The organism is Streptomyces sp. NPDC030838 (assembly GCF_055572035.1).
The window spans coordinates 1-21,800 of the sequence record NZ_JBVIED010000025.1; the positions used below are offsets into that span (position 1 = coordinate 1).

The 21,800-nt window shown below is 71.5% G+C and carries 12 protein-coding genes; 5 read left to right on the plus strand and 7 right to left on the minus strand.

Features of this window, described 5'->3' with window-relative positions:
- Positions 1-105: 105 nt before the first annotated feature.
- The gene (locus tag ACZ42A_RS38410; protein WP_468532018.1) at positions 106-357 is read right to left on the minus strand and encodes a hypothetical protein; all 252 of its coding nucleotides are present in this window, start codon (positions 355-357) and stop codon (positions 106-108) included.
- A gap of 803 nt (positions 358-1,160) precedes the next feature.
- Between ACZ42A_RS38410 and ACZ42A_RS38415 the strand changes: the two genes are divergently transcribed.
- The gene (locus tag ACZ42A_RS38415) at positions 1,161-2,741 is read left to right on the plus strand and encodes a HEAT repeat domain-containing protein (RefSeq protein ID WP_468532019.1); all 1,581 of its coding nucleotides are present in this window, start codon (positions 1,161-1,163) and stop codon (positions 2,739-2,741) included.
- A 500-nt stretch (positions 2,742-3,241) separates the two neighbouring features.
- On the opposite strand, the gene ACZ42A_RS38420 is transcribed toward ACZ42A_RS38415, so the two are convergent.
- Positions 3,242-7,051 (minus strand): hypothetical protein, encoded by a 3,810-nt coding sequence (locus ACZ42A_RS38420; protein ID WP_468532020.1) that lies wholly within the window; start codon positions 7,049-7,051, stop codon positions 3,242-3,244.
- 601 nt (positions 7,052-7,652) lie between these two features.
- Entirely contained in the window at positions 7,653-7,892 is a 240-nt protein-coding gene (locus ACZ42A_RS38425; RefSeq protein ID WP_468532021.1) for a hypothetical protein, read from the minus strand.
- A 173-nt stretch (positions 7,893-8,065) separates the two neighbouring features.
- Here ACZ42A_RS38425 and ACZ42A_RS38430 point away from each other — a divergent pair, with 173 nt between their 5' ends.
- Positions 8,066-8,308 (plus strand): hypothetical protein, encoded by a 243-nt coding sequence (locus ACZ42A_RS38430; RefSeq protein WP_468532022.1) that lies wholly within the window; start codon positions 8,066-8,068, stop codon positions 8,306-8,308.
- Positions 8,309-8,371: 63 nt separating this feature from the next.
- On the opposite strand, the gene ACZ42A_RS38435 is transcribed toward ACZ42A_RS38430, so the two are convergent.
- The gene (locus tag ACZ42A_RS38435; RefSeq protein WP_468532023.1) at positions 8,372-8,776 is read right to left on the minus strand and encodes a DUF6980 family protein; all 405 of its coding nucleotides are present in this window, start codon (positions 8,774-8,776) and stop codon (positions 8,372-8,374) included.
- Between the two features lie 82 nt (positions 8,777-8,858).
- Entirely contained in the window at positions 8,859-9,773 is a 915-nt protein-coding gene (locus ACZ42A_RS38440) for an XRE family transcriptional regulator (protein WP_468532024.1), read from the minus strand.
- Positions 9,774-11,078: 1,305 nt separating this feature from the next.
- Here ACZ42A_RS38440 and ACZ42A_RS38445 point away from each other — a divergent pair.
- Positions 11,079-11,375 carry a hypothetical protein gene (locus tag ACZ42A_RS38445; RefSeq protein WP_468532025.1) on the plus strand — a complete coding sequence of 99 codons (297 nt, stop codon included), beginning with the start codon at positions 11,079-11,081 and terminating at the stop codon, positions 11,373-11,375.
- Between the two features lie 1,822 nt (positions 11,376-13,197).
- On the opposite strand, the gene ACZ42A_RS38450 is transcribed toward ACZ42A_RS38445, so the two are convergent.
- Positions 13,198-14,367, minus strand: coding sequence for a calcium-binding protein (locus ACZ42A_RS38450; RefSeq protein WP_468532026.1), 1,170 nt, complete (start codon positions 14,365-14,367; stop codon positions 13,198-13,200).
- A gap of 1,284 nt (positions 14,368-15,651) precedes the next feature.
- On the opposite strand from ACZ42A_RS38450, the gene ACZ42A_RS38455 reads away from it, so the two are divergent.
- Positions 15,652-15,837 carry a DUF6207 family protein gene (locus ACZ42A_RS38455; protein WP_468532027.1) on the plus strand — a complete coding sequence of 62 codons (186 nt, stop codon included), beginning with the start codon at positions 15,652-15,654 and terminating at the stop codon, positions 15,835-15,837.
- Between the two features lie 520 nt (positions 15,838-16,357).
- Here ACZ42A_RS38455 and ACZ42A_RS38460 read toward each other — a convergent pair.
- Positions 16,358-16,906, minus strand: a complete 549-nt coding sequence (locus ACZ42A_RS38460) for a hemerythrin domain-containing protein (RefSeq protein WP_468532028.1) — start codon at positions 16,904-16,906, stop codon at positions 16,358-16,360.
- Positions 16,907-18,574: 1,668 nt separating this feature from the next.
- On the opposite strand from ACZ42A_RS38460, the gene cas3 reads away from it, so the two are divergent.
- A complete protein-coding gene (gene cas3, locus ACZ42A_RS38465) occupies positions 18,575-21,493 on the plus strand; it encodes a CRISPR-associated helicase Cas3' (protein ID WP_468532029.1) in 2,919 nt (972 codons plus the stop codon).
- Positions 21,494-21,800: the final 307 nt, after the last annotated feature.

Below are 21,800 nucleotides of genomic sequence, written 5' to 3' on the forward strand. Positions count from 1 at the left end.
GGCCGCTTCGCGCTCTTCTTCGACGCGGAGGGCCGAACAGCGCCTCTCACTCAAGCCCAACGATGAACCGGACATCAACTCACGAACCGCCCTCTAAGACGGACCCTAGCCGTTGTACGGCTCGTGGGCGGGTATCTGCCCGCTACTGCGCCGCTGCCGGTCGCCGGTGAGCGCGACGATCCGGTGGACGGGCACGGCAATGGCCGGGTGGCTGCCCGTGGGAGCGAACTCCACCCGGCCGGTGTCGGGCTCGTAGAGGGTCACCGTGCCGTACAGACGGTGCTGCACGGTCTCGGGCCGCATGCCGGACTCGACGTCCAGGCACAGCGTCCAGTCATTCAGCCAGTGGACGGGCATCTCCTCGAGCTCAGCGGCGGCGGGACCGGGGTGATCGTCATCGGGGACCAGCTGTACTTGCCGACGACCAGGTCGTTGTACACCTCCATCGAGCCGGGCCTGCTGTGGGCGGCCCGCGGCTTGAGCTGGGCAGCGCCTTGCACTGCCCGGGCCGTCGTCACCGTGGCCGTGGGCCTGGTGCCCGGCCCGTCGCCTTCGGCGTCCGCCGTAGGCGCCGCGCGGCAGCGCCAGCATGTCCCGCTTGTCCGGCTCGGCGGTGACCGCGACAAGGTCCGGTCCGAGGGTGATCCGCTGCCGGGCGTCGCGGGTGGGCTGGGACGTTCTGCTGTTTGGCTTGCCCTGCAGTGCCGCCGCGTTGCCCGAGCTGCCGCCTGAGGGGCCGCCGCCGCTCGGCAGCCGTGACGAGGTCCACGCCAGGGTGCGCGGCGCCCTCCCGGAGGTCGACCTCGCCGGTCCCGCTGGGGGCGAACTCCTTGGCCAGGGATGCTTCATCGAGCTGAACATCGGCGACCACGAGCCGGTCATCACCGTCATGCTGCACATACGAGGCGGCGGGGAGGAGGCCGTCCCCGTCGCTGGGACTGGCCGAGGCACTGGACTGCCACGCCTACGACATCGCGGTCGGCGACGTGCTCAGGCCGGGCGGCCCGAACGGCTGGCAGGCGTTCCAGGCTTACCGGGACCGTGTGCCGGGCCTGCCGGACCCTTCGGTCACGGACACGAGCCGCCTGCCGGGCCGTGTTCCCTTCGCCTGCCGGGAAATCCACTGGTGGGAGGGGTGGGCGACCGGGCTACAGTTGCGCATGACAACGTACGGCCTCGGCCCCACCCAGCTCTACGCCCCCTCCGAGCGACTGCTCCACGGCAAGGGCGTGGAGTCCGCGATCGGGTCCGGAGAGGCCGAGGACTGGATCCGGCTCGACAGCCGCGTCCACTGGGCCACCTGCAGCAACGTGCTCCGCGGCTGGAAGTCGATCTCCTGGATACGTGTCGGCTTCCGGTCGGTGAACACGCGGGAGATCGCGGACTGGCGCCAGGCCCCGTACTGGCAGGAGGGCCTTGGCGGGACCGGAGCCCCGTCCTGGAGCCTGCCGCCCACCGAGTCCGAGATCGCTCTGTGCCTCTGTCACGCGGATCCCCGCGTCCGTGCGGCGGCGCTGGCCCTCGATGGGACGGCGCAACTGCCCGCCTCCGTCCTGCCGCTCGTCCTGATCCGGAGCGCGGACACCGACGAACGTGTGCGGACCCTCGCCCGCGCCATCCTCGACCGTGTGCTCGGCGACGCCGACAAGGCATTGCCGCGTCAACTGGCCTCCCTGGCCGTCCTGCTGGGTATGCGGAGGCGGTACGGGACCTGGGCGCGGGAGGCCGTCCTGGGGCGCCTCGGCGCACTGCCCGACGAGGCGCTCACCTACCTCCTGACGAACGACCGGGAGTCCCGGCTCGCCGGCCTTAAGGCGGCCGCCATGTACGGGTTGCCGGCCATGGAGCAGGCCTGGGCGCTCGCCGAGCAGGACCGCGACGAGGGCGTGCGTGCGGCGGCCGTGCGCACCGCGATACGTCTCGCGCTCGCCTCCGGGCAGCAGGCGGTCCTGGACGACGCCAGGGCCCGGTTCTTCGCCCACCTCGACAACGACTGCGCCTACGGTCTTCGCCTCAACACCTTCGCCACCGCCGTGGAGACCGGCTTCCTCCACGTCGACGACCTCGCCACTCTCGCCGCCACCCACCGGTACCGGAAGATCCGGCGCCATGCCTGCGCGGCCATCCTCGCCCACCCGGAAGGGGACGTGGTCCTCGACCGCCTGCTCTGCGCCCGGGACACCTTCGTGCGCTCCGCCGCCGTGGGACGACTGCGCCACGCCGGCCGCGGCGACGAACTGCCCCGGTACCTGACGGACCTCTCCGCAGGCGTGCGCGCGACGGCGTGCGGGGAACTCCGGGCGCAGGGGTACGACCTCCGCGCGCACTACCAGGCACTGTGCGCCGACCCGGCCACCGTCGTCCCGACCGCGGTCCTCGGCCTCGCCGAGCAGGGGCACCCCGAGGACGCAGCTCTGCTGCACCCCCTCCTCCGTCACCCGCACGCCGGGGTCCGCGCCCGCGCCCTGTCCGCGCTGCGCATGCTCGACGTCCTGCCCGACGACGCGCTCCCGCCGTTCGCGGATGACCCCGACCCCGGCGTCCGCGGCACCGCCCTCAGCGCGCTCCGCGGCACCCCCCCGCCTCCTGCGGGACCTGCTCGACAGCTCGCGGGAGGACGTGCGGGCGCGGGTGGAGGTCCTCCTGGAACGCAACCGGATCTACCGGCAGGGCGCCTGCCGCTGCTGCCCGTCTCCGCCGCCGGCGCCGAGGCGGTCACGAGGGGCGAAGCTCCTGGCTGAGCCCCGCCCCGAGCCCTGGCAGCCCTCCATGACCCGCCCGGCTTCCCACGACGCCGGTCCCGGTGCCGGGGACTCGTTTCCCCTGTGGCTGAGACCGACGCGCTGACCACCCCCGCACCTCCTTGCCTGGAATCCGCCTTGGCCGGCGCCTCGGGTCAGTGGCGCCGCACGCGACGGTTGTGGGTGCCCGTCGGGTAGTCGGTCAGGTGCCCGGACTCTGCTCCGGCTCTGCTGGCGCGGCGCACGGTTCCGGCCTGTCGGCGCGGCGCAGGATGGAGGCATGGGCGGGCACGGCCGGGACCGGGCGACGTCGCCGAACCGGCGCCCTCGCCGCTGGACGCCGTCCGCGGCCGCGCGATGACGGCCTTGCTGCGGGAGGTGATGGGCGACGTCTGGCGGACGGTCGCCGCCCTCGTCGTTCTCGCTGTCCTCGCTGTCCTCGTTGTCCTCGCTGCCCGGGTCCGCGACGCGCACGCTGTCCCCGTGTGGACCTCGGTCGGTTATTCCAAGCCGGTGAGCAGTGCCTCCACCGTTGAGGCTGGATCCCATGCGGGATCGAGGCCGGTCAGCCGCTCAGCGACCCGGCGCCAGGCCGCCGGGTCGGTGCCGAGTCTGGAGCGCACGAGGTCCGCGAGGACGGTGCGGGCCTTGGCGGCCTCGGGCGGGGCGTCGGTGCGGCGGGCGGCGGCGCCGAGGTAGGCGAGCAGCCGCGCGGCCGGGGCCGCGAGGCGCACCAGGTCTGCGCCGTCGAGGAGTCCCGCCGTGAGCAGCCCGTCGAGCTGGGTGGACGGAGCGCAGTGGAACTGGCCGCCGAGACCGTGCCGGGCCCGCTCCCGGGTGAGCCGTGGGCTGCCGGGCAGGCCGTCGGGGCCCGGCTCGGGCAGGAGCGCCGCATGCCGCAGCCGTACCTCCTCGGGGACGCCGTCCAGGCGGATGATGTCCTGCCAGTACGGGAGGGGTTCCTGGGCGTGGGCGGCTTCGAGAGCGGCCCAGTCCACGGGCTCGCCCGGCGGGAGGGACTCGATGAGGTGACGTGCGTGCGGGGCGTGCCGGGCGCGCCGCAGCTTCCTCACGAGCTTCTCCGGTGCCAGTTCGCGCTCGAGCCGGGCACGGAGGACGGCGGCGGGGTCGGCGGATGCCAGGGCCTTCGCGCAGACGGTGGTGGCGGAGCGCCCCAGCACCTCCCGCCCCGCGAGCCGCGCCAGCCGGTCGGCACCTCCGTGCTCGGCCAGCCGCAGGCAGCCGAGCAGTTGATGCCCAAGGCCAAGGCGCGAGCCCTCTCTTTCGAGCAGCTCCTCCACGAGGTCGGGTTCGGCGGAGCACAGCCACATCAGACCGCCGGCCGGCCGCGCGGCGCCCCCGGCACGCCAGTCGGCGAGCACCCGGGCGCCCAGGGACGGCCGTCCGGCGCCGGGCCGCGACCGGGTCACGATCCGGTGGGCGATGGGGCGGGGGGTCCAGTGCCGCAGCAGGGTGAGGTCGACCTCGGGGTCGTCGAGGTCGACGAGGCGCTCCACGGCGCCGCTGCGCTCCATCCAGCGCCACTGGGCGGCCAGGACGCGCAGCGCGTCGCGGTCGCGGTCCGCGAGCAGCCGGTCGAGGACGGCGCGCGGTGTGCGGTCGTGGCGCAGCAGGTACGCGGCGAGCAGCCAGGGCCCGTCGGGGCCGAGCCGGGGCAGTACGGCGTCGATCACGTCGGCGTCGGCGAGGCAGAGCAGAGTGCCCTCCGGCCAGGCCCACAGATGGTCGCCGTGCTCCAGCAGCTTGATCGCCTCGTCGGGGGTGGCCGGCCTGGTCCTGCCGATGGACGTTCCCGCGCTCACCGCCGGGCCGGCACCGGAGCGCCCGCGCTCCAGCAACTCCGCCCAGGTCAGCCCCTCGCAGGCGGCTTCGGACGCTGTCACGGTCGCGGCCAGGCGCAGCCAGGCGTCGGGGTCGGTGCCGAGTTCGGCGCGCAGCCGACGGGCGAGCGCGGCCCGCCACGCGCCGGCGAACGCCAGCCGCCGCCAGTCGTAGGGCAGCAGGAGCAAACGCCGGGCGGGCAGCAGGGTGAGCAGCTCGTCGGCGGGCAGCACGCCCTGTACGTAGGCGCGCTCGGTGTGCTGCGCGCCGGATCCGTACGTCTCGGGCAGCTGCGCGCGCACCTGCGCGAGGCTGGGCGCTTCATACGCGAAGCCGTCCTCGGAGGCGGGGATGCCGTGGACGGCGCAGGCGGCGGCGAACCAGCCTGGGGTGGCGAGGCCGGGCGCGGTTGCCGGCTCGTACACGCTCAGCGCGCGCAGCACCTCGGGATCGTTCGGCCGGGGCGCACCGTCCGGGGCCAGGGAGTACAGCAGGTCGAGCGCAGCCAGAGCGTGCACACGCTCGCGCCGGGGGAGTATCCGCGGGGACGGGGGTTCCAAGGCCGACGGTTCGGGCTCGGCAGCGTCCTCGGCAGGTGCCTCGGGCTCGGCAGGCGCCCCGGCAGGCACCTCGGCCGGCGGCTCAGGCTGGGCAGGTGACCCGGCCTGGGAAGGCGCCCAGGCCTGGGCAGGCGGCTCGGGCTCGGCCGGCCGCCCAGGCCCGGCGACGGCCCCGGCCGTAGCCGGGCCCGCATCGGCAATCGCCCCCACAGCTGTTCCCCGGCGTCCGGGCGACACCGCGTTGATCACCGCCCCGCCCTGCGGCCGCTCACCCCGGCTCGGGGACGGCCGGGCCGGTGTCACGGCGGCCGGCGGATCGACGTCAGCGGCGACCCGGTCCGGGGCCTTCCCCGCCTCGGCGATCAGCTCCGCAACCGTTCCCCCGTGTTCGGGCAGCAGGACATCCAGCGCGGCCCAGGCTCGCCCCCGTTCCCCCAGATGCGCCTGCGTCAATGCCCGCAGCTCGGCGACCGCCGGCGCGCCCAGCAGATCCCGTTCGGCGAGGCGGGCGAGCGCCAGGGCCCAGGTGGCGGGGCGCGCGGTGCCGATCAGCTCGACCGGGTCGAGGAGCCCCGCCGCCGCCATGCCCTCCGCCCAGACGGCGGCGCTGTCATCGAGCTCCTCCTCCGCGAGGCGCCGCGCGGGCGGGGTGGTGTTCCCTGCACGACGGCCCCCGGCCCGCCACGGCTCGTTGAGGACGCTCAGCCGGAACGCGTGGCGCTGCGCATCGCTCGCCGCTTCGTGGCGGGCCAGCTCCTCGCAGGCCTTGGGCATGAACGGGGTCGCGGCATGCGCCGCGGCCAGGGCATCGAGATCGTGGGCGTACCGCTCGGACAACAGGTCGCGCAGGGTGCTGGTGCCCCGGGCGGTGGTGAGCAGCACGGGCAGCCGGGCAGGGTCCTCGTACGGCTCGCCCCGCGCGCGCAGTCGGCGCACCCCGTCACCGTCCGGGGCGGCCAGGGCCTCGGTGACCGCGTCCACGACGGCCCGGCTCAGCCAGCCGGCCGCGGCGGGGTTGTCGACCACGGCGCGTACGGCGTCCGGGCCGGTCCGCTCCCAGATCCTCAGCAGCGCGTACTGCTGGGCGACTTGACGCACACCGCACCGCAGTGCCGGCACCACGAGTTGCGGGTCGCCCGAGCCGAGCAGCGGGGCGAGCCAGGTGCGCGGGACCCGGCCGCGCGGCGCCGTCAGCTCCGCGCGCAACGCGTCGTCGAGCGCAACGGTGTCAAGCCGCTTCACGATGGTGCGGCGCAGGGACTGGGTGGTGCGCGGGTTGCGATAGACGGCGGCGGCGACCTGGGCGTCGCCGACCGCGACCAGCCGGGCCAGGACCCGGGTGTCGAGCCGGGGATGGCGGGCCAAGGCCACCCGGGTACGGGTATCGCCGTGGCCGACGACGGCGGCGACGAGGGCGGGCGCCGGCGGAGCCCCGCCGGCGAGCAGCTCCGTCGTCACCCGCTCGGGCAAGGCGGCGAACGCGGCCGCGGCATGCCGCGGTTCCGCGTGCTCGACGAGCAGGCCGAGCGTCCGGTGGACACTGCGAGGCGCGGGCGGACGGACCGTGTCGCCGGACACCGGCGGCACCGGCGGCGCGGCGAGCAACTCGGGCAGACCGCCACGGTACCCGGCCAGCGCGTCGTGCAGCCCGCACCAGCGGGCCACGTCCGCACCGAGGTGACGCCTCGTCAACTCCCTGAGCAGAGCGGCCGTCTCGTCGTCGACTCCACCCGCAGCGGCGACCTCGGCCGCCACCGACCGCGCCGGCCGCGCCCGCTCCACCGCCCGCGCCCGCTCCACCGCCCGCAGCGCGGCACCACTCCTGGGACCCGCACTCTCCGCGCCCTGACCGGCCCCGACCATCTCGCGCAGCAGCCGCTCGACCGCCCCCACCTGCATCTTCCCCATGGTCGCCATGCTAGACACGGCGACAATCCCGGTCGGCGCCAGCACCAGCCTCGCTCAGCGCGGCAGCCGCCGCGGTCGGCCACCGCCTTCGATCAGCACCCCCACAAGCGCCACAACCTGGTAGAGCGGTTTCTTCAATCGGCTCAAGCAGTGACCCGGCATCGCCACCCGCTACGACAAAGCGGCCGACTCCTACCAAGCCGCCGTCACCCCCGCCTCGCTCCTGATGGGACATGACATTTGACGACAGCTCCCAGGGCCAAGCGATCGGACCCGACCAGACCGCACGCAACCATCGCCCCCACCTCAGGCGGCATCTTCCGCTTCAGTCACCATTCCTCCGACGGTGAGCAAGGCGCCGCGTTCGAGGGTCGGATCGATTGCCTTCTGACCGGCGGTCCGGTCGCTACCGCCGCCGGGGTCATCTTGCGCTCCGGCCATCCCGATGGCGGGGTCATCGGCAGGCGGGTTGGTTTCACCGTGTATGACAACGGCTAGCGTGATCAGGTTGGTTACAGCTGGGCGGTCGGCGGGATTCCGACGTTGCATGTGCCCCGGTGCTTGAGCGCCGCGCCGTACGAGACCGTCCAAAGGGGCGGCTTCACGGTGCGGCACGTCCTCCCGGCGGCCCCCGGTAGGGAGCGCGAGCGGTGACCTCCATGACGACCACGCGGAGCACGCCGACCGTGGCGAGCACGAGGCCCGTGGCGAGCACGACGACCGTGGCGGCTGTGGTTCCGCCTTGCTGGGTGGTCCGGCTCGCGCACTTTACCGCGCTCATCCCGCTGCCCAGCGGTCTGTGGCGGATCGTGGCGGCGCTGGGTGTCCCGGTGGGCTTCACGGGCGATAACCCGATGGCCATGGTCACGTTCGGCAGCTGGTTGTCGCTCTACGTGATCGCTCTGACCCTGTTCGCCGTCCTTCGGGCTGCTGGCTCTCGGTCTGGTGCAGCGCTGGGGCGAGGTTTTCCCCCGCTGGATCGCGCTCCTTGGCGGTCGGCGCGTACCGGCGGCGGTGGCCGTGTTCCCGGCCGGGCTGGGGGCGGCCGCACTGACTGTCCTGTGCCTGGCGGGCGTGTTCGGCTGGACCGCTGCGGACAGCATGGGTCACCCGGATTCACCGGACGGCATCGCCTACTGGGTCATGACCGTGTGCTATCTGCCCCTGGTGGCCTGGGGGTCACTGCTCGCGGTTGTGACGGGGCACTGCTGGCTGCGACGTGATCGGGCCGGCCGACTGCACTGGGACCAGCACTGATACCGAGACGCTGCGGGGGTAGCAGGCCTGTTCCGTGAAGTGGCTTGAGAGGCTGTTGGTTCGTCAGTCCTGAGGCAGTGCAGCGAGCCAGCGGTCGTCCTGGAACTCGGCGGGAACCTCGTCCTCCCAGGGATCGATCCCGCGGCGCTGAAGTTCATCGAACCACCGGTCCCGCTGTGACTGGGGGAGACGCCGTCCGCACCAGGGGCAGAAGTCGATGGTGCTGCTCGAAGTGCCGCCGTCGTGGATGATCAGCCCGTACTCCTGGAACTTGGCGCTGAATGTGATCAGCACGTCCGGGCAGGCGAAAGGGGCGTCGTGCTGGTCGCAGGGCACGTTCACGTGGCTGTTCATCGCCTCGCAGCAGTGGTTGGTCATGGCCTCGGCTTCTCGTTGATCGACACGATGACCAAAAAGTAGATCACGGTCTGTGATGATCACCGGGTGGCATGTGGCGGTATGGATCACTGCGGAAAGCTCCAGCGAGCAATGGCCGGGGCCGGGGCAGGTCGGAGCCGCCGCCTGTGAAAGGCTCAGATGCGCGGGGGTGTCAGCCTGCCCGGACGAGGAAACGCTGATCTGCTGCGCCGGTGCAGCGTTCTTCGATGGCTTCGGCGCCTGCGGTGGTGTCGTTGTCGGCGATGCCGATGCATCCGCTGCTGGTGGCCGGACGCAGCCGGAAGGCGTCAGGGGTGCCGGTGGTGGGTTCGAGGCGGAAGAGGGTGCCCTGTGCACAGTTCCGGCGGGGTTCGAGCATGCCTTTGATCTGGTCTTCGCCCATGATTGTCAGGCATCCCTTTCCCATCTGGGGGTGGTGCCACTGGATGCGGTAGAGGCCTTCGCCGGTCGGTTCGAGGTAGGTGCGGGGCACGGGGGCCTGGGCGCAGGGGAGTTGGACGGCTACGGCGCTGTCGTAGGCGCGGTCGCGGTCGCGTCCGTCGGTCAGGCAGAGGTCGGGCGTGCGGGCGGGGCGGATGGTGACCCAGCCGTCGGCGGGGGTGCGGGAGCCGGGTGTTGCCGGCTTGTCGGAGCCGCCGGGGATCAGGCCCCAGGCGGCCAAGGCCAGCAGCGGGACTGTGAGTATGGTCGCCGCGGCGGCTGTGCGGGCCCTGGTCCGGCGGGGCCGCGCGGTCGCGGGGGCTTCGGTGTGCGGCTGGGTGTCGGTTTGGAGGTCGCGCGCTGGGACGGGCGCGGCGGTCGTGTGTGCGGCGGCGAGCCGGTCCCTGGCGTCCAGCCAGGCGTCGACCCGCTCGCCGTCTCCGCAGGCGCGGACGAACGCAGCCAGGACCTGGGGGCGTGGCAGGCTCGTGCGGCGCAGTACGTCGGCGAGCGTGCTGCGCGCCAGGGCGTCGCCGCTGCGGGCGGCTCGCTCCTCCAGTTCGCGATACGTCAGCCCCGAACGCTCCTTGAGCCTTTGCATCGCCGCGATGAAGCCGGCGGTGTCCCGGACTTCGTTCAGCGACACGTCTTCGTACGGTGGTAACTCCCCCGGGTCGCCCATGAGCTGTCATCGTGCCGGGGCCATGCCGGGGAGGCAACGGCGTATTCCGCCAATGCCCGCTGTCCGGGCCGTGGTCCGGACGAGGCTCCCGCCAGCCCGGACAGGCCGCGCCTGTCCGGGACAGCCGGCCGGTGTTGCCTCGGCCGGCCGGTGCTCGGCAATCTCGTGGTGCCCGGCCGGCCGAGCCGCCGCCACGGCACACAAGTGCGCGCGGCCTGTGGCAATGGCACACAAGACGGGTGCGGCTTCGCTCGCTCATGGCGCTCATGACGGTCATAGGAGGACGAACTGTGAATGCGAGACGCACACCAGCCGGTGCTCCAGCTGCGGCCGCCCTCGCCGTCGGCCTCGGCGTCGGCCTCGCGCACGGAAGCCGAAGGGTGCCGTACCTGCTCGTCACCCTGGGGTCGGCTGCGGCGCTCGCACTGGCTCCGTCCGTCGCGGGGGCGCAGCCGTCGAGCACCGTCTGGGGAGCAAGCTACGGCGATTGCTACGAGGCCTACGGTTGGTACGAGTGGACAGCGGATGGGACGGCCGGCGGCTACCCGAAGTATGACACCGACGGCTGGATCGACGTCACGCAGCTGTCTGACTGTGACAGCTGGATCGACAAGGGGATCCTGCAGTACTCCGGCAAGAAGTGGCAGAACGGATCGTGGACGTCGATCAGTTGGAGGCAGCCGCCCGGCTGGGAAGGGGGAGACGGGGGCGAGCCTGGGAGATCGACTACTTGGTCGAATTCAACGACGTGCGTGAGATTCGCTTCCGTGTCTGCAACGTCCACGACGGCATCGTGGACGGATGCGGTTCCGTGTCCTGATCCGGCCTCTCGCCAGGAGCCGCACAGCGTGTCCGCCCGGACAAGGAGCCTCAACTCGAGGAGTCCCGGGGTGAGAACAGCTGGTGATCTGGGCCGGTGACGCGGCCGAGTTCCTGATCCGAGCTCCTGATCATTGCGCTGGTGGTCTCACTGGCCGGCGTCCCGGCGAGCCCTGTGGGGCAATGTCGGTGTCTCGACCGGCCCTCTCCGGCGTCGCCGCGCTGCGCGGCGACGCGGGGCGGATGGTGCGGCCCCGAGTGCGGGACGAACCCCATGCCCGCCGGGCAACGACTCGCACTGACCGTTCCGCAGCGCGGGCACCGCGGAGCCCGGCCGCCGGCCGAGCCCTCCTTTTCCGCGATCGTGCCGCCCCGACGCGCCGCCTTCCGGACAGCTCTTCGGGCCGGCAGCGGCAGGCACGAAAAAAGGATCACCAAGGACAGTCGGCAATGACAGACAAGGAGTACCGCGTGCAGATGCGCCATGCCCTCATCGGCACGGCCTTGGGCGCCTCGCTCGCCCTCGGCGCCGTGGCCGCTCCCGCCCACGCCGCCCAGCCGCGACAGACCACCACGTCGGCCGTCGTCTCCGCCGACACCCCGGTGCACGCGCAGGGGTGGACGTATGTGCGCAGCTACGTGCTCTACGTCCAGTGCAAGGACGCCGGCAACCGGGGAGGGCTCCCGTACTACTGCTACCAGTCCCCGGCATCGGGGCTGTGGGACCTGTTCGTCTGGCTCAACTGAGCACGGCACGGTCGTGGAACAGGGCGGGCAGGGGGGACGAGGGGGCGATCGGATGTCCGGTCGCCCTTCACCGCCACCGGCAGCGACGGCGCCGTGTGTCTGGACCTGACGCGGGCGAGCGCCGAGCAGTTGCTGCGCGGCCGGGTCTTGCGGCGCCGGCCATGGCCGAACGGGCAGCCGCAGGCGAGTGGGTTGTGCCCCGAGCTGCCCGTGGGGAGTTATCTGGCCGTGGAGGTCATAGCAGGTGGTCGTCTGCGGGCTGGCGGCTTGGCGCTCGCCGGGGGTCCGCGCCGGCAGTGATGGCGAGGAGCTGGATTCCGTCCTCGATGCCGTGCAGCGCTGGGCCGAGGCGGCGCGGGATGGGAACGCCAAGGGATGGGGATAGCGGCGGTTCGGCCGAGCTGTCCCGGCCGTACGACCGGCGCGCGCCCTTCCGGTGCCCAGGTGAGCTCGTGGACGCCCGGGGCACAGCGGCCGCGCCTGATGCGCAGGCCGGGACGGAAGCACCCGGTGGGCAGGTCGGGGAGCAGGGCTTCCAGGACGACGCGGCGGAAAGCGCCGGCGCTGGGCGGGGGTGAGGTGCTGGAGGTCGGCGGTGAAGCGGGGGAGCGTCTCCAAGGTGGGCAGGGTGTCCTCCGGGCAGCACGGCGAAGCCCCCGGCAGCGCCGGGGGCTGGGGGTTGGCCGGGTGGATGCAGAGGGGTGCTGGCTGGTCCTCGGGTGATGCCGGTGGGTGGTGTCTGCGGGGCGGTGAAGGGTCGGACCAGAGAGCGTTGACAACTGGCTGGCCGGCCGGCCGGGACGGCTTCCCGCCGGGCGGGCACTCGGAAAGAAACTCCGGCCTTCTCTCCCGCCTGGCGGGAGGAAACGCTGATCAGGCTTTTCATGCAGGTCAGAGCCGTGTGGCGTGGTCCGCGTGATGGATATCGCGCTGATCACCGCCGGGCGGATGTACCGCTGCTTCCTGCGCCAGGTCCTCGTCGGCGACGGCCGCCGACCCGCCCGCCGGCAGTCCATCGGGTGCGCAGGCCGCTGCCGATGCGCACCGCCAGGACGAGCAGCACGCGCACCGCCGGCATCCGCACGAGCCCGGCCGGGGCCACGGCGGGCTCCACTGAGTGCATCCGACGCGCACCACCGACCGAGGGAGTGGACGGCATCGTGGAGGCACGCACCCCCGCGTTTTCCTTGACACGGGCTTGTGTCAAGGAAAAACGCACCGCCCGCGCGGACCCCGGTACGCGGACCAGCACGCCCGATGGCGGTGCACTCACACCACCCCCTCACACCACCCCCTTCGGACCACTCGCCGCACTGAGTGGCGGCCACTGGATGGAAGCCGCACTGAGTGGCGGCCACTGGATGGAAGCCGCACCGAGTGGCGGCCACTGAGTGGAAGACATCGGGTGGCGGCCACTGAGTGGTGTGCATCGGATGCACGATGCGCACTGGATGGGTGCGTACCGTCCGCACCGGGTGCGCCCTTCTGGCTTCGTTCATGGCGAAGGACAGCATGTGTCGACGAGGTTGGGCAGCGCTTAGCGATCCATGGGCAGGGGAGTGTTCACCGGTTTTGACGGCGTTCTGGTGCTGGGCGCCTTGTTTGGTGCCGTGCTGCCGATGACGGCTGGTCCTTGTCACGCGCCAGGTCGTTCGTCGTCGACGGCGTCTGCGGCACACGCTCCGACGAGGTCGCGAACCGGCGCTTCCGCACGAGGTGAGGAATGTAGCCGAGTTGTGCGGGCGGGTGCCCGGCGGGTCTCTCGTCGGGATCCGGGGGGTGTGTCGTTTCATCGGCCGGTGGCGCGGCCGGTCCGTGGTTTCTACGGGACGCCGAGGACCGTCTCGCACCGCATGGCCCTGTCGCGGTTTCCGGCTTCGCCGTCGCAGAGGTCGGTTTGCGGCCCCCCGTCGAGGAGGTCGTTGGCCGGGCCTGCCCGCAGCGTGTCGTCCCCGGTGCCGCCCTTGAGTTTGTCCTTCCCGCCCGCGGTTCCGACGGTCCGGTCGGCGTCGAAGTTCACGTTGTCGCCGAAGATGGCGTCGTTGCCGCCCCGGCCTTTGATCACATCGTCCCCGGCATCGGTGTCCGTGGCGTCCACCACGGCACTGTCTCCGACGAGAATGTCGCTGGCACTGCCGCCGATGATCCGGTCGCTGCCGGAGCCGGTTGCGGCCCCGCCTGCAGGGTCATTGATGTTGTGGTCGCCGATCGCGGCCAATCCGCCGTCAGCGCCCAGGTGCAGGAAGTCGTGCCCGCGGTTGCCGGTCGCGTTCTGCGCAGCGTTACTGTCACCGATCAGGAGCTCGACGCCGGGCCCGCCCAGAATCTCGTCTTCACCGGCCCCCGACGCGTCGCCGGCGGTGGAGCCGGAGTCGCCGACCAGGTGCTCCTGCGCGATGCCGCTGTCGCGGCCGCCTTCCACACGGTCACGTCCGCCACCGGAGGCGCTGAGTCCCCGGCTGTCACCCGTCATCTTGTCGTCGCCGTCGCCACCGAAGAGCTGGTCGTTCCCCCCACCCGTTGCGGTGCCGTTGGGGGCGAAACTGTCGCCGTTCATGAGGTCATCGCCGCTGCCGCCGAGCAGGCGGTCGTTTCCACGGCCTTCGGCGTCGCCGCTCGCGGCAAAGACGTCGCCGTTCACCTGGTCGTTGCCGGTACCGCCATCGAGCTGGTCATGGCCGTGGCCGCCGGCGAGGATGTCCTCTCCTCCCAGGCCGCAGATGCGGTCGTTGCCGCCCTTGCCGTCGATGGTGTCAGCGCCAGGGGAGCCGACGATGACGTCGTCGCCTCGGGTCCCGTTGATGATGCCCGCACCGGTGATGGTCGCTGGGCGGCCGAAGCAGGTGGCTTCGTTGCCCGGGTTCCCTGCAGCCGTGGGGAGCCCGAGAGTGAGCAGCGCTGCCGCGATGAGGCCGGTCGTGAGAAATCGGCGGCATGCCGGACTGCAGCATCTGCTCACCCGCGGTGAGTGGCTGGCGGGATGCAGAGTCATGCGAAACCTCCGGTTACTGGAGCCACCGTCCATGTCAGTGCTGCGAGGAGGACCGGGCGGATCACCTGCGCGCTCTCCACCGATGGCCCGTGGAACAATCCCTTTGTGATCTACACCGGACGGTATGGGGCAACCGCGTCGGAGGCGATCGGGGCCCCGCATCCGGGTGAGAGGCCGGCGCTGCTCCCGGCGCGAGGACCGAGGCGCTGTCAGAACTCGTGAACATCACCCGGCCGTGGATCTGGGAGCCTCCCGAACCCGTGAACAACTGCCTTCACCACCCGGGTTCTGGCACAGGTTCTGTGGACCGTGAACTGTGCGTTACGGCTGACTGCGGCCGGCCCTGGGCTTGCTGATCAGGACGTGAAATGCCCGCTCAGTCGCTTCGACAGGTGTCGCCGGGGCACCCGAGGCCCCAGGGCCAAGCCGGTGGGAGTAAGAGGCGGTCAGGCGGCAGCCGCGTGCGTGACTCGCGATTCGGAGTCCTGAGCAGACCCCACTGGGTCCCGGCCCGTTCACACGAGCAGGACGCGTTTGGCGGAGGAGTTGGAAGCCTGCGCGGCCGGACATCCGGCGTTTGAGGATCTTGATCCTGCTGGCATGTCCTTCGACGGCGCCCTAGCTCCGGTGCAGGGTCAGGCCGGCGATGACGGCGGCCTCGTCGCGTTCCGGTCCTGCGGCGAGGGTGTGGAGGCTGGGCAGGTCGTCCTGCCGGACGGCGTCGAGCCAGTCCCGGCGGGCGCTCGCCCTGTCGGCCGGTCAGCAGCTTCGCCCCGCCGTGGAAGGCGATCCACGACGGGCGCGGCTCGGCCGGGTCGGTCTTCGCCAGCGCCTCCTCGGCGCGGCCCAGGCAGGCGAGGGCCGCGCGCCTGTCCCCAGCTACGGGCGAGCCCGACCGCCATCCGGGCCTGGGCTGGTCCGGGACATCCGCGACGCCGTGCGGGGCGTGGGCGAGGCAGGAAGCAACGGCCGGCCGCCTGGCCTGAGCGGCGAGGGCCTGGCGCCCGGCTGGAGGTCCGTCACTCCTGTGGCCGGGCGCCTGGGGCCTTGCGCCCCGTGTGCGGGTGAGGTGCCGGGGCAGCGGCAGGCCGGGCATCCGCTGTGCTGCTGGTGTTCGACCGCATCGGCGACCGCAACCCCCCGGCACGATCCCGCGTCTGATCGAGCTCACCCGCCACCTGTAGCAGGGGGAGCGGTTCGAGGACCACCACCTCTGCGACGGGAAGATCCCGATCGTCGCGACCGGGCTGCGGAACCTGCGCGAGCACGGCTGGCGAGACGCACGTGAGCGAGCGGGGGCTGGTCGTGGTCGATGTCGCGGCCGCCGACGACGCAACCGCCATCACCTTCCAGCAGCTGCTCGCCGACCGGTGGGCGACGGCGACAGCGGAGCGAACGACACAGGGCCCGGGGCAGCCGGGCGTACGGCTGCGCTGCTGCCTGGACCTGCGCCAGCCGCTCAGCTCGTAGCCCCGGGCCGGTCAGTCCTTCGCCAAGGGGTCGTTCGTCCCCAGGTGCTGCCACACCTCGCGGGTCTCGCCGGCCGGCCTGTCGCCATCAGGGCCGTACAGCTGGCCGCTGTCGGCCTTCGGGTCGGCGAACGTGCCGTCGTCCCTGATGCGGCCGGCAAACAGCGTGACGCCGCCGTGGAACAGCGTGACGCCCGTCGTGGAACAGCGATCCGGTGGTACCGAGCCGGCGCCCGCCCGGCTCGTGGAAGATCCGGATCTGCTCGCATGGCGCGGCGGCGGCCCTGACGTGTGGGAGCACCGACGGCCGCCGGCGCGCTCACCAGGCCAGGTCGCGGCTGGCGTGCTGGCCACGTCACCCGTCTTCGTCCGGGGCCGGCGGATGCTGCATCCCGTGCGGCGCGGCCTGTCCCGGTTGGCGGCGGGGCTGCTGGCGGACCTGCCGCGCCCAAGGCGGACCGCTCCACGGGCTGCGGCCGCCGTCAGCGGTCCGGCCGGGGAGGTGATCCAGCCAAACCTCCCTAGGCCTGCTCACTGTTGTGCAGCGCCCACACCTCCGGGACGCCGAGGTCTTCGTACAGCCGGTCGCGCTGGCCGGGGCTGAGGGTGGTGGAGAGGGCGGCGAGGGTGCTTCCCGGATGGCCCGGCAGGGCCTCGACGGCGCCGCGCACGATCGCCGCGCGCGGCGCGGGCGGCAAGGCGGGCAGCATCTTGCGAAGGTCGTCGAGGGCCTGCTCCGGAGTGCGGGAGGCGCGGAAGGAGGCATATACGGCGCCGAGTTCCTCCTCGCCGGCGTACTGCCACAGCGCCGGCATCGCGACGGTCTCTTCCACGTGCAGGTGGGCGAGGTAGGCGCTGATCATTTCGTTCAGTGCCAGGTACAGCGTGTGCTGGGCTTCCGGGAGGGCGTCGGCAGGGGTGCCGGGCAGCGCACGCGCCCGCTCGTCCAGCGCGGTGAAGGCCGCGTCGAGGCGTATGTGCTCGGCGTCCAGTGCGTCGGCCGCTTCCGGCGCCCGCTCCCGCAGGAGCTGGTGGATGAAGGTGTCTTCGATGTCGGTGTTATCTCTCACCGCACTGCCCAAGATTTCTCTCTTCTGGGTGTCACTCGATACAGCCAGCTGAGCAGGACAGTTGAGTTCGGTGGCGTGACATCGCGTGAATGGTGATCAGGACAAGCCATGCAAACATGCAGGACATCTTCATGTAGGTCCCATAAGAGATTTGATCTTGTTTGGCGAGCCTTGTGCCTCCGTGAATCTCCGTGCGCCCGCTCGGCGGACGTCACCGCGGGTGCGGCGGGCGAAGGTCCCCGACACATTTCTGCATGCGCGGAAGGGACCGGCACGGCTTCGATCCCAAGGTCGTCGACCGCGGAGCGGACGATCGCCGGACGGGTCGAAGGGGGAGGGACGCCGATACATCTCTGCGTGCGCGGAGCGGACGACCTCAGCATGCCGCGCCTTACCTGGATCGCCGACACATCTCTGCGTGCGCGGAGCGGACTGCGAACCCTCACGCGGGAACGGGGCCAGCGGCGATACGTCTCTGCGTGCGCGGAGCGGACCCTCGCGGCCAGCTCGGCCCGGCGCTGCTGCTCGATACATCTCTGCGTGCGCGGAGCGGACCCGGACCACACCGTCGTAGTACACGTTGCTGGCGATACATCTCTGCGTGCGCGGAGCGGACTCCTTGTTGACCAGCGCTTGCGCGATGGGCTTGCCGTTATTTGACTTCCCCTCTCCGTTCCGGGCGCCGGCAACGGCGCATCGCGGCGTGTGCAGAGGGAGAAGGGCCTTCCTTGATGGGAGCCTGCACGGCACATCTCTGTTTGTGGAGAGCGGACGCCAGTCGGCTCGTTGCAGTGACCGCACGGCACATCTCTGCGTGCGCGGAGCGGACCTCGATGTCGAGGACGAGCTCGTCGCCGGTGCCGGAACATCTCTACGTGCGCGGAGCGGACACGTCCGGCATCGCCCGATGTCGCTGCACCGGCGGAACATCTCTGCGTGTGCGGAGCGGACGAACTGCGCGAGCACGCCGACATCGAAGACACCGGAACATCTCTGCGTGCGCGGAGCGGACTGTCCAGACGGTTCATCCAGGGTTGTGGCCGGCGGAAAATCTCTGCGTGCGCGGAGCGGACCCTTGTTGACCAGCGCCTGTGCAATGGGTTTGCTGTTAGTTGACTTCATCTCCCCGTTCCCGGGGAGGGGGAAGGGAGACTCGGCGGCGTGTACGATGCCGTGAGGTATGCCCGAGTCGCGTTTGCGTGCACGGAATTTGTGGGCGTGGGACGGGCCCGCTACCCAATTCCGCGATCACCGAATTATCTCCGCATGTATGAGAAATGGCAGGCGACGTAATACTCCAGTTGATTGCGACTGGGAACGTTCCGTCTGCAGGGTCGAGTGAGTGAGTGTTCCAGGGTGCCGAGTGACAGGTGGGTCTGCTCATGTCCGCGTGTGCGGAGAAAGCCGATGGTTTGCCCGATGCCGTCAGGACCCCAAGAGCATCTCTGCATGAGCGATTACGCCGTAGCGAGTCTGCGAGCGGGCTGGCTGAGTCGTGTGGGCTGGGGTTTTGACACCTGGGTGAGCGTGTCCGGTTCGTTGCCGCAATATGCGGGAGTGGTGCACCTTTTCACTCAACGTAGTGATCAGGAACCGCAGCGGGGGCTTTGACCGGGAGGCAGGGGTAGAAGCCGGTCCGTTCGTTGCCTATCCGGTGGAGACGCAGTTATGGGTGTGGTGGAGGACGGGCGTTTCGGTGGGTTGGACTTGTGTCTGTGGGGCAAGTACTGCAAGCGGCACGGCACGATCTATCCCGTCGTGATCTATCCCGTGCTGTTTCACATGCTGGATGTGGCTGCGCTGGCTGGGGAGTTGTGGGACCGGCTGCTGTCTCCGGCGCAGCGCGCGGCCATCACCAGCGGGCTCGGTGTGAGCGACGGAGTGGCTCGCTGCCTGGTGATGTTCATCGCTGGCTGCCACGACGTGGGCAAGGTGAGCCGGTTTCAGGCGTGCGAGCCAGTTCCATGGGCGAGGGTGGGGGATGCGCTGTGGGCGGATACCTGCGGCTGGCGGCTGTTGCGGCATGAACGGGCTTCCATGCACGCCCTGGTGGGGCTCCTCGCCGAAATGGGATACGAAGTCTCGGGCGACACCAGTCCGGCGGTGCGGATGGCCCAGATCGCCGGCGGCCACCACGGGCGCTATCTGCAACTCGACGCGCATGGAGCGGCCAGTCCAGCGCGGGTGCGGGCTGACTTGGGCGGTCGGCTGTGGCAGGAGCTGCGGAGCAGGTATGCGGCGCAGGTGCGGCATCTGACCGGAGCTGAGACGGTGCCGCCGCGGGTGACAGCGACGGCAGCGGTGTTGATGACCGGGCTGGTGATGGTCGCGGACCGGCTGGCCAGCCAGCAGCGGGTGTGGCTGCCGCGGGCCCTGATGCCCGCCTACGGTGCGGCGCAGCACTTTGCCTGGGCACGCTGGATGGCCGGCCGGGTGGTGGAGCAGTCGCAGCTGGCCCGGACCCCGTTGCCGGCGCGGTCATTTGGTGTCGCTCATGGCCTGCCCGGGCCGAACGTGCTGCAGGCATCGGTCATCGAACACCTTCCGGAGGTGGCAGGTGAGCGAGGGGTGGGGATTCTGCTGGTCACGGATGGGACGGGGGCGGGGAAGACGGTCACTGCACTGGAGGCGGCCCGGATCCTCAACCAGGCTTCCGGCACTGAGGGGATCTGCTGTCTGCTGCCGACCACGGCGACGGCGGACGCCGTCTATGACACCCTGTACGCGTACGTCCATGCCCACCGTCCCACGCGGGCGGCGCTCACTCTGGTGCACAACCACAGCTGGCTGAACGCCGCGTACAGCGACCAGATGCTGGCCCCCGGGGAGGCCGCTACCTGCGCCACCGACGACCCCCACTGGGACCCAGATGATGGCGAGGAAGATGGTCTGATGCTGCCCGCAGGCGAGGACGACAGCGATGGGACAGGACGCCGATGGGTCCCGGACGGCTGGCTGCGCGGCTGGGACAGGGCCCTGTTGGCCCAGTTCACCGTGGCCACCGTAGACCAGGCCCTGATGGCGGCTCTGCCCGTGCGCTACAACGCCCTGCGGACGCTGGCCCTCTCGGGCCGCTGCGTCATCGTCGACGAGGCCCACGCGCTCACCTCGTTCAGCCGCCGCATTCTCCAGCGGTTGCTGCACTGGCTTGGGGCCCTGCGCACCCCGGTGGTGGTGCTGTCGGCGACCCTGCCCGGTCAGGCGGCACGAGAGCTGGTGTACTCCTACCTGGCCGGCGCCGGGCACCGCAGGCGCGAGCTGCTGGCCCGTGATGCCGATTTCGCCGTGCCCTATCCGGGCTGGCTGTTTGCCGACGCCGCCACCGCACAGACCACCGTCATCGACATGCCCACCCGTATGGCCCACACCGCCCGCCAGGAGCGCACCCTCACCGTGCACTTGCGACCGGTGCACTACCGGCGCCTGGGCCAGGCGGCCCGACGGGTGACAGCGGGGGAGCGGCTGGCCCGCATTACCGCTTCGATCAATCCCGTGGTGCGGCTGGGCGGGTGCGCCGTGATCGTGTGCGCCACCGTCGCCGACGCTCAGGACACCTACCGGCACCTGAAACAGGCCGTGAACTGGCCCGGCAGCGAGCGGGAGCTGGTGCTGCTGCACGCCCGCTTCCCCGCTCACTGTCTCGAACGGACACTCGCGCGGGTCCGCACCCAGCTCGGCCCCACCGGCCCACGCCCCGAGAGGCTGGTAGTGGTCACTACCAGCCTGCTGGAGATCAGCCTGAACATCGACGCCGACGTCCTGGTCAGCGACCTCACCTCGCTTGCCCGGCTCGTCCAGCGCGCGGGTCGGCTGTGGCGCTTCGAGCATGCATGGCAGCGCGATCGGCCACCCGGAATCCCCGAGCGGCCCGCCTGGATCCAGGCCCGCGGCGCCCGGCTGACCGTGCTCCACCCCGTCGACAGCGACCGTCGCACCGCGCTGCCCGAGGCGTGGGCCGCCGCCGACGCCCCCTACCTGCAGCACGCCACCGCCCACCTGCTCGCCCGCGCCGACCACCAGCGGATCAGTCTGCCCGGACAAGCCCAGCAACTGGTCGAACTCGTCCATCAGTCCGGCAGGCCCGCCTCCTGGTCGTCCGAGCTGTCCGACCTGTATGACCGGCATCGGGCCGCCGAACGGGCCGAGGAACACGCCAGTGCCGTCCACCTCATCCCGCCGCACGACCGCGTCGCCTCCCTGGCCGACCTGCACCGCCAGCAACTGACCGCCGCCCAGGCCGCCACTCGCCCGCATGACCGTCCCCGCCGCGTCCTCGGCTGCCACCAGCGCCCGGACGGCACACTCACCCTCGATCCGGCCGGCCGCCTCCCGCTGCCCCAGGGCCCCACCCTGCGCGCCGCCGACATCCGCGCCGTTCTGCAGCACACTCTGCCCGTTCCCGCCGCGTGGGTCGCTGCCTCCACCCGCCACCACCAGGGGCCGGACTCCTGGCAGCAGCATCCCCTGCTCGCCGACCTCGTCCTCCTCCGGCAGGACACATCCTGTCCGCAACCTGTGCAGCTTGGCCGCCACCTGCTGCAGATCGACGACGAACTCGGCCTGATCCACCATGAGGTGCCCCCATAGCGTCCTAACACCCTCGAGGCAGGCACCGATCTCGGGAGGCCTGCTGCTGGACAAGCCAGGCAACGCGCAGCGAATCATCCGACGCATGCAGCGTCGCGGCAGGCCACCAAGCCCGTACGGACCGGCCACGTACGGCCAGTGCCCGGAGCGTGCCTGCTCGGCAGGGCGTTCACCCTGTGCAGGCGCCCCCTGGTCCGGCGCGCCAGGCGTTCATCGCACTAGTTCGCAGGGACTGTACGGGTGCCCACTGAGAATGCTTTCCTTGATCCAGGTGACGGTGCGTATCGCCCGTCACGATCCGTACGCC

Coding starts and splice junctions, on each gene's coding strand:
- ACZ42A_RS38410 (WP_468532018.1), bottom strand. CDS start 357: ATGCCCGTCCACTGGCTGAATGACTGGACGCTGTGCCTGGACGTCGAG.
- ACZ42A_RS38415 (WP_468532019.1), top strand. CDS start 1,161: ATGACAACGTACGGCCTCGGCCCCACCCAGCTCTACGCCCCCTCCGAG.
- ACZ42A_RS38420 (WP_468532020.1), bottom strand. CDS start 7,051: ATGGGGAAGATGCAGGTGGGGGCGGTCGAGCGGCTGCTGCGCGAGATG.
- ACZ42A_RS38445 (WP_468532025.1), top strand. CDS start 11,079: ATGACAGACAAGGAGTACCGCGTGCAGATGCGCCATGCCCTCATCGGC.
- ACZ42A_RS38450 (WP_468532026.1), bottom strand. CDS start 14,367: ATGACTCTGCATCCCGCCAGCCACTCACCGCGGGTGAGCAGATGCTGC.
- cas3 (WP_468532029.1), top strand. CDS start 18,575: ATGGGTGTGGTGGAGGACGGGCGTTTCGGTGGGTTGGACTTGTGTCTG.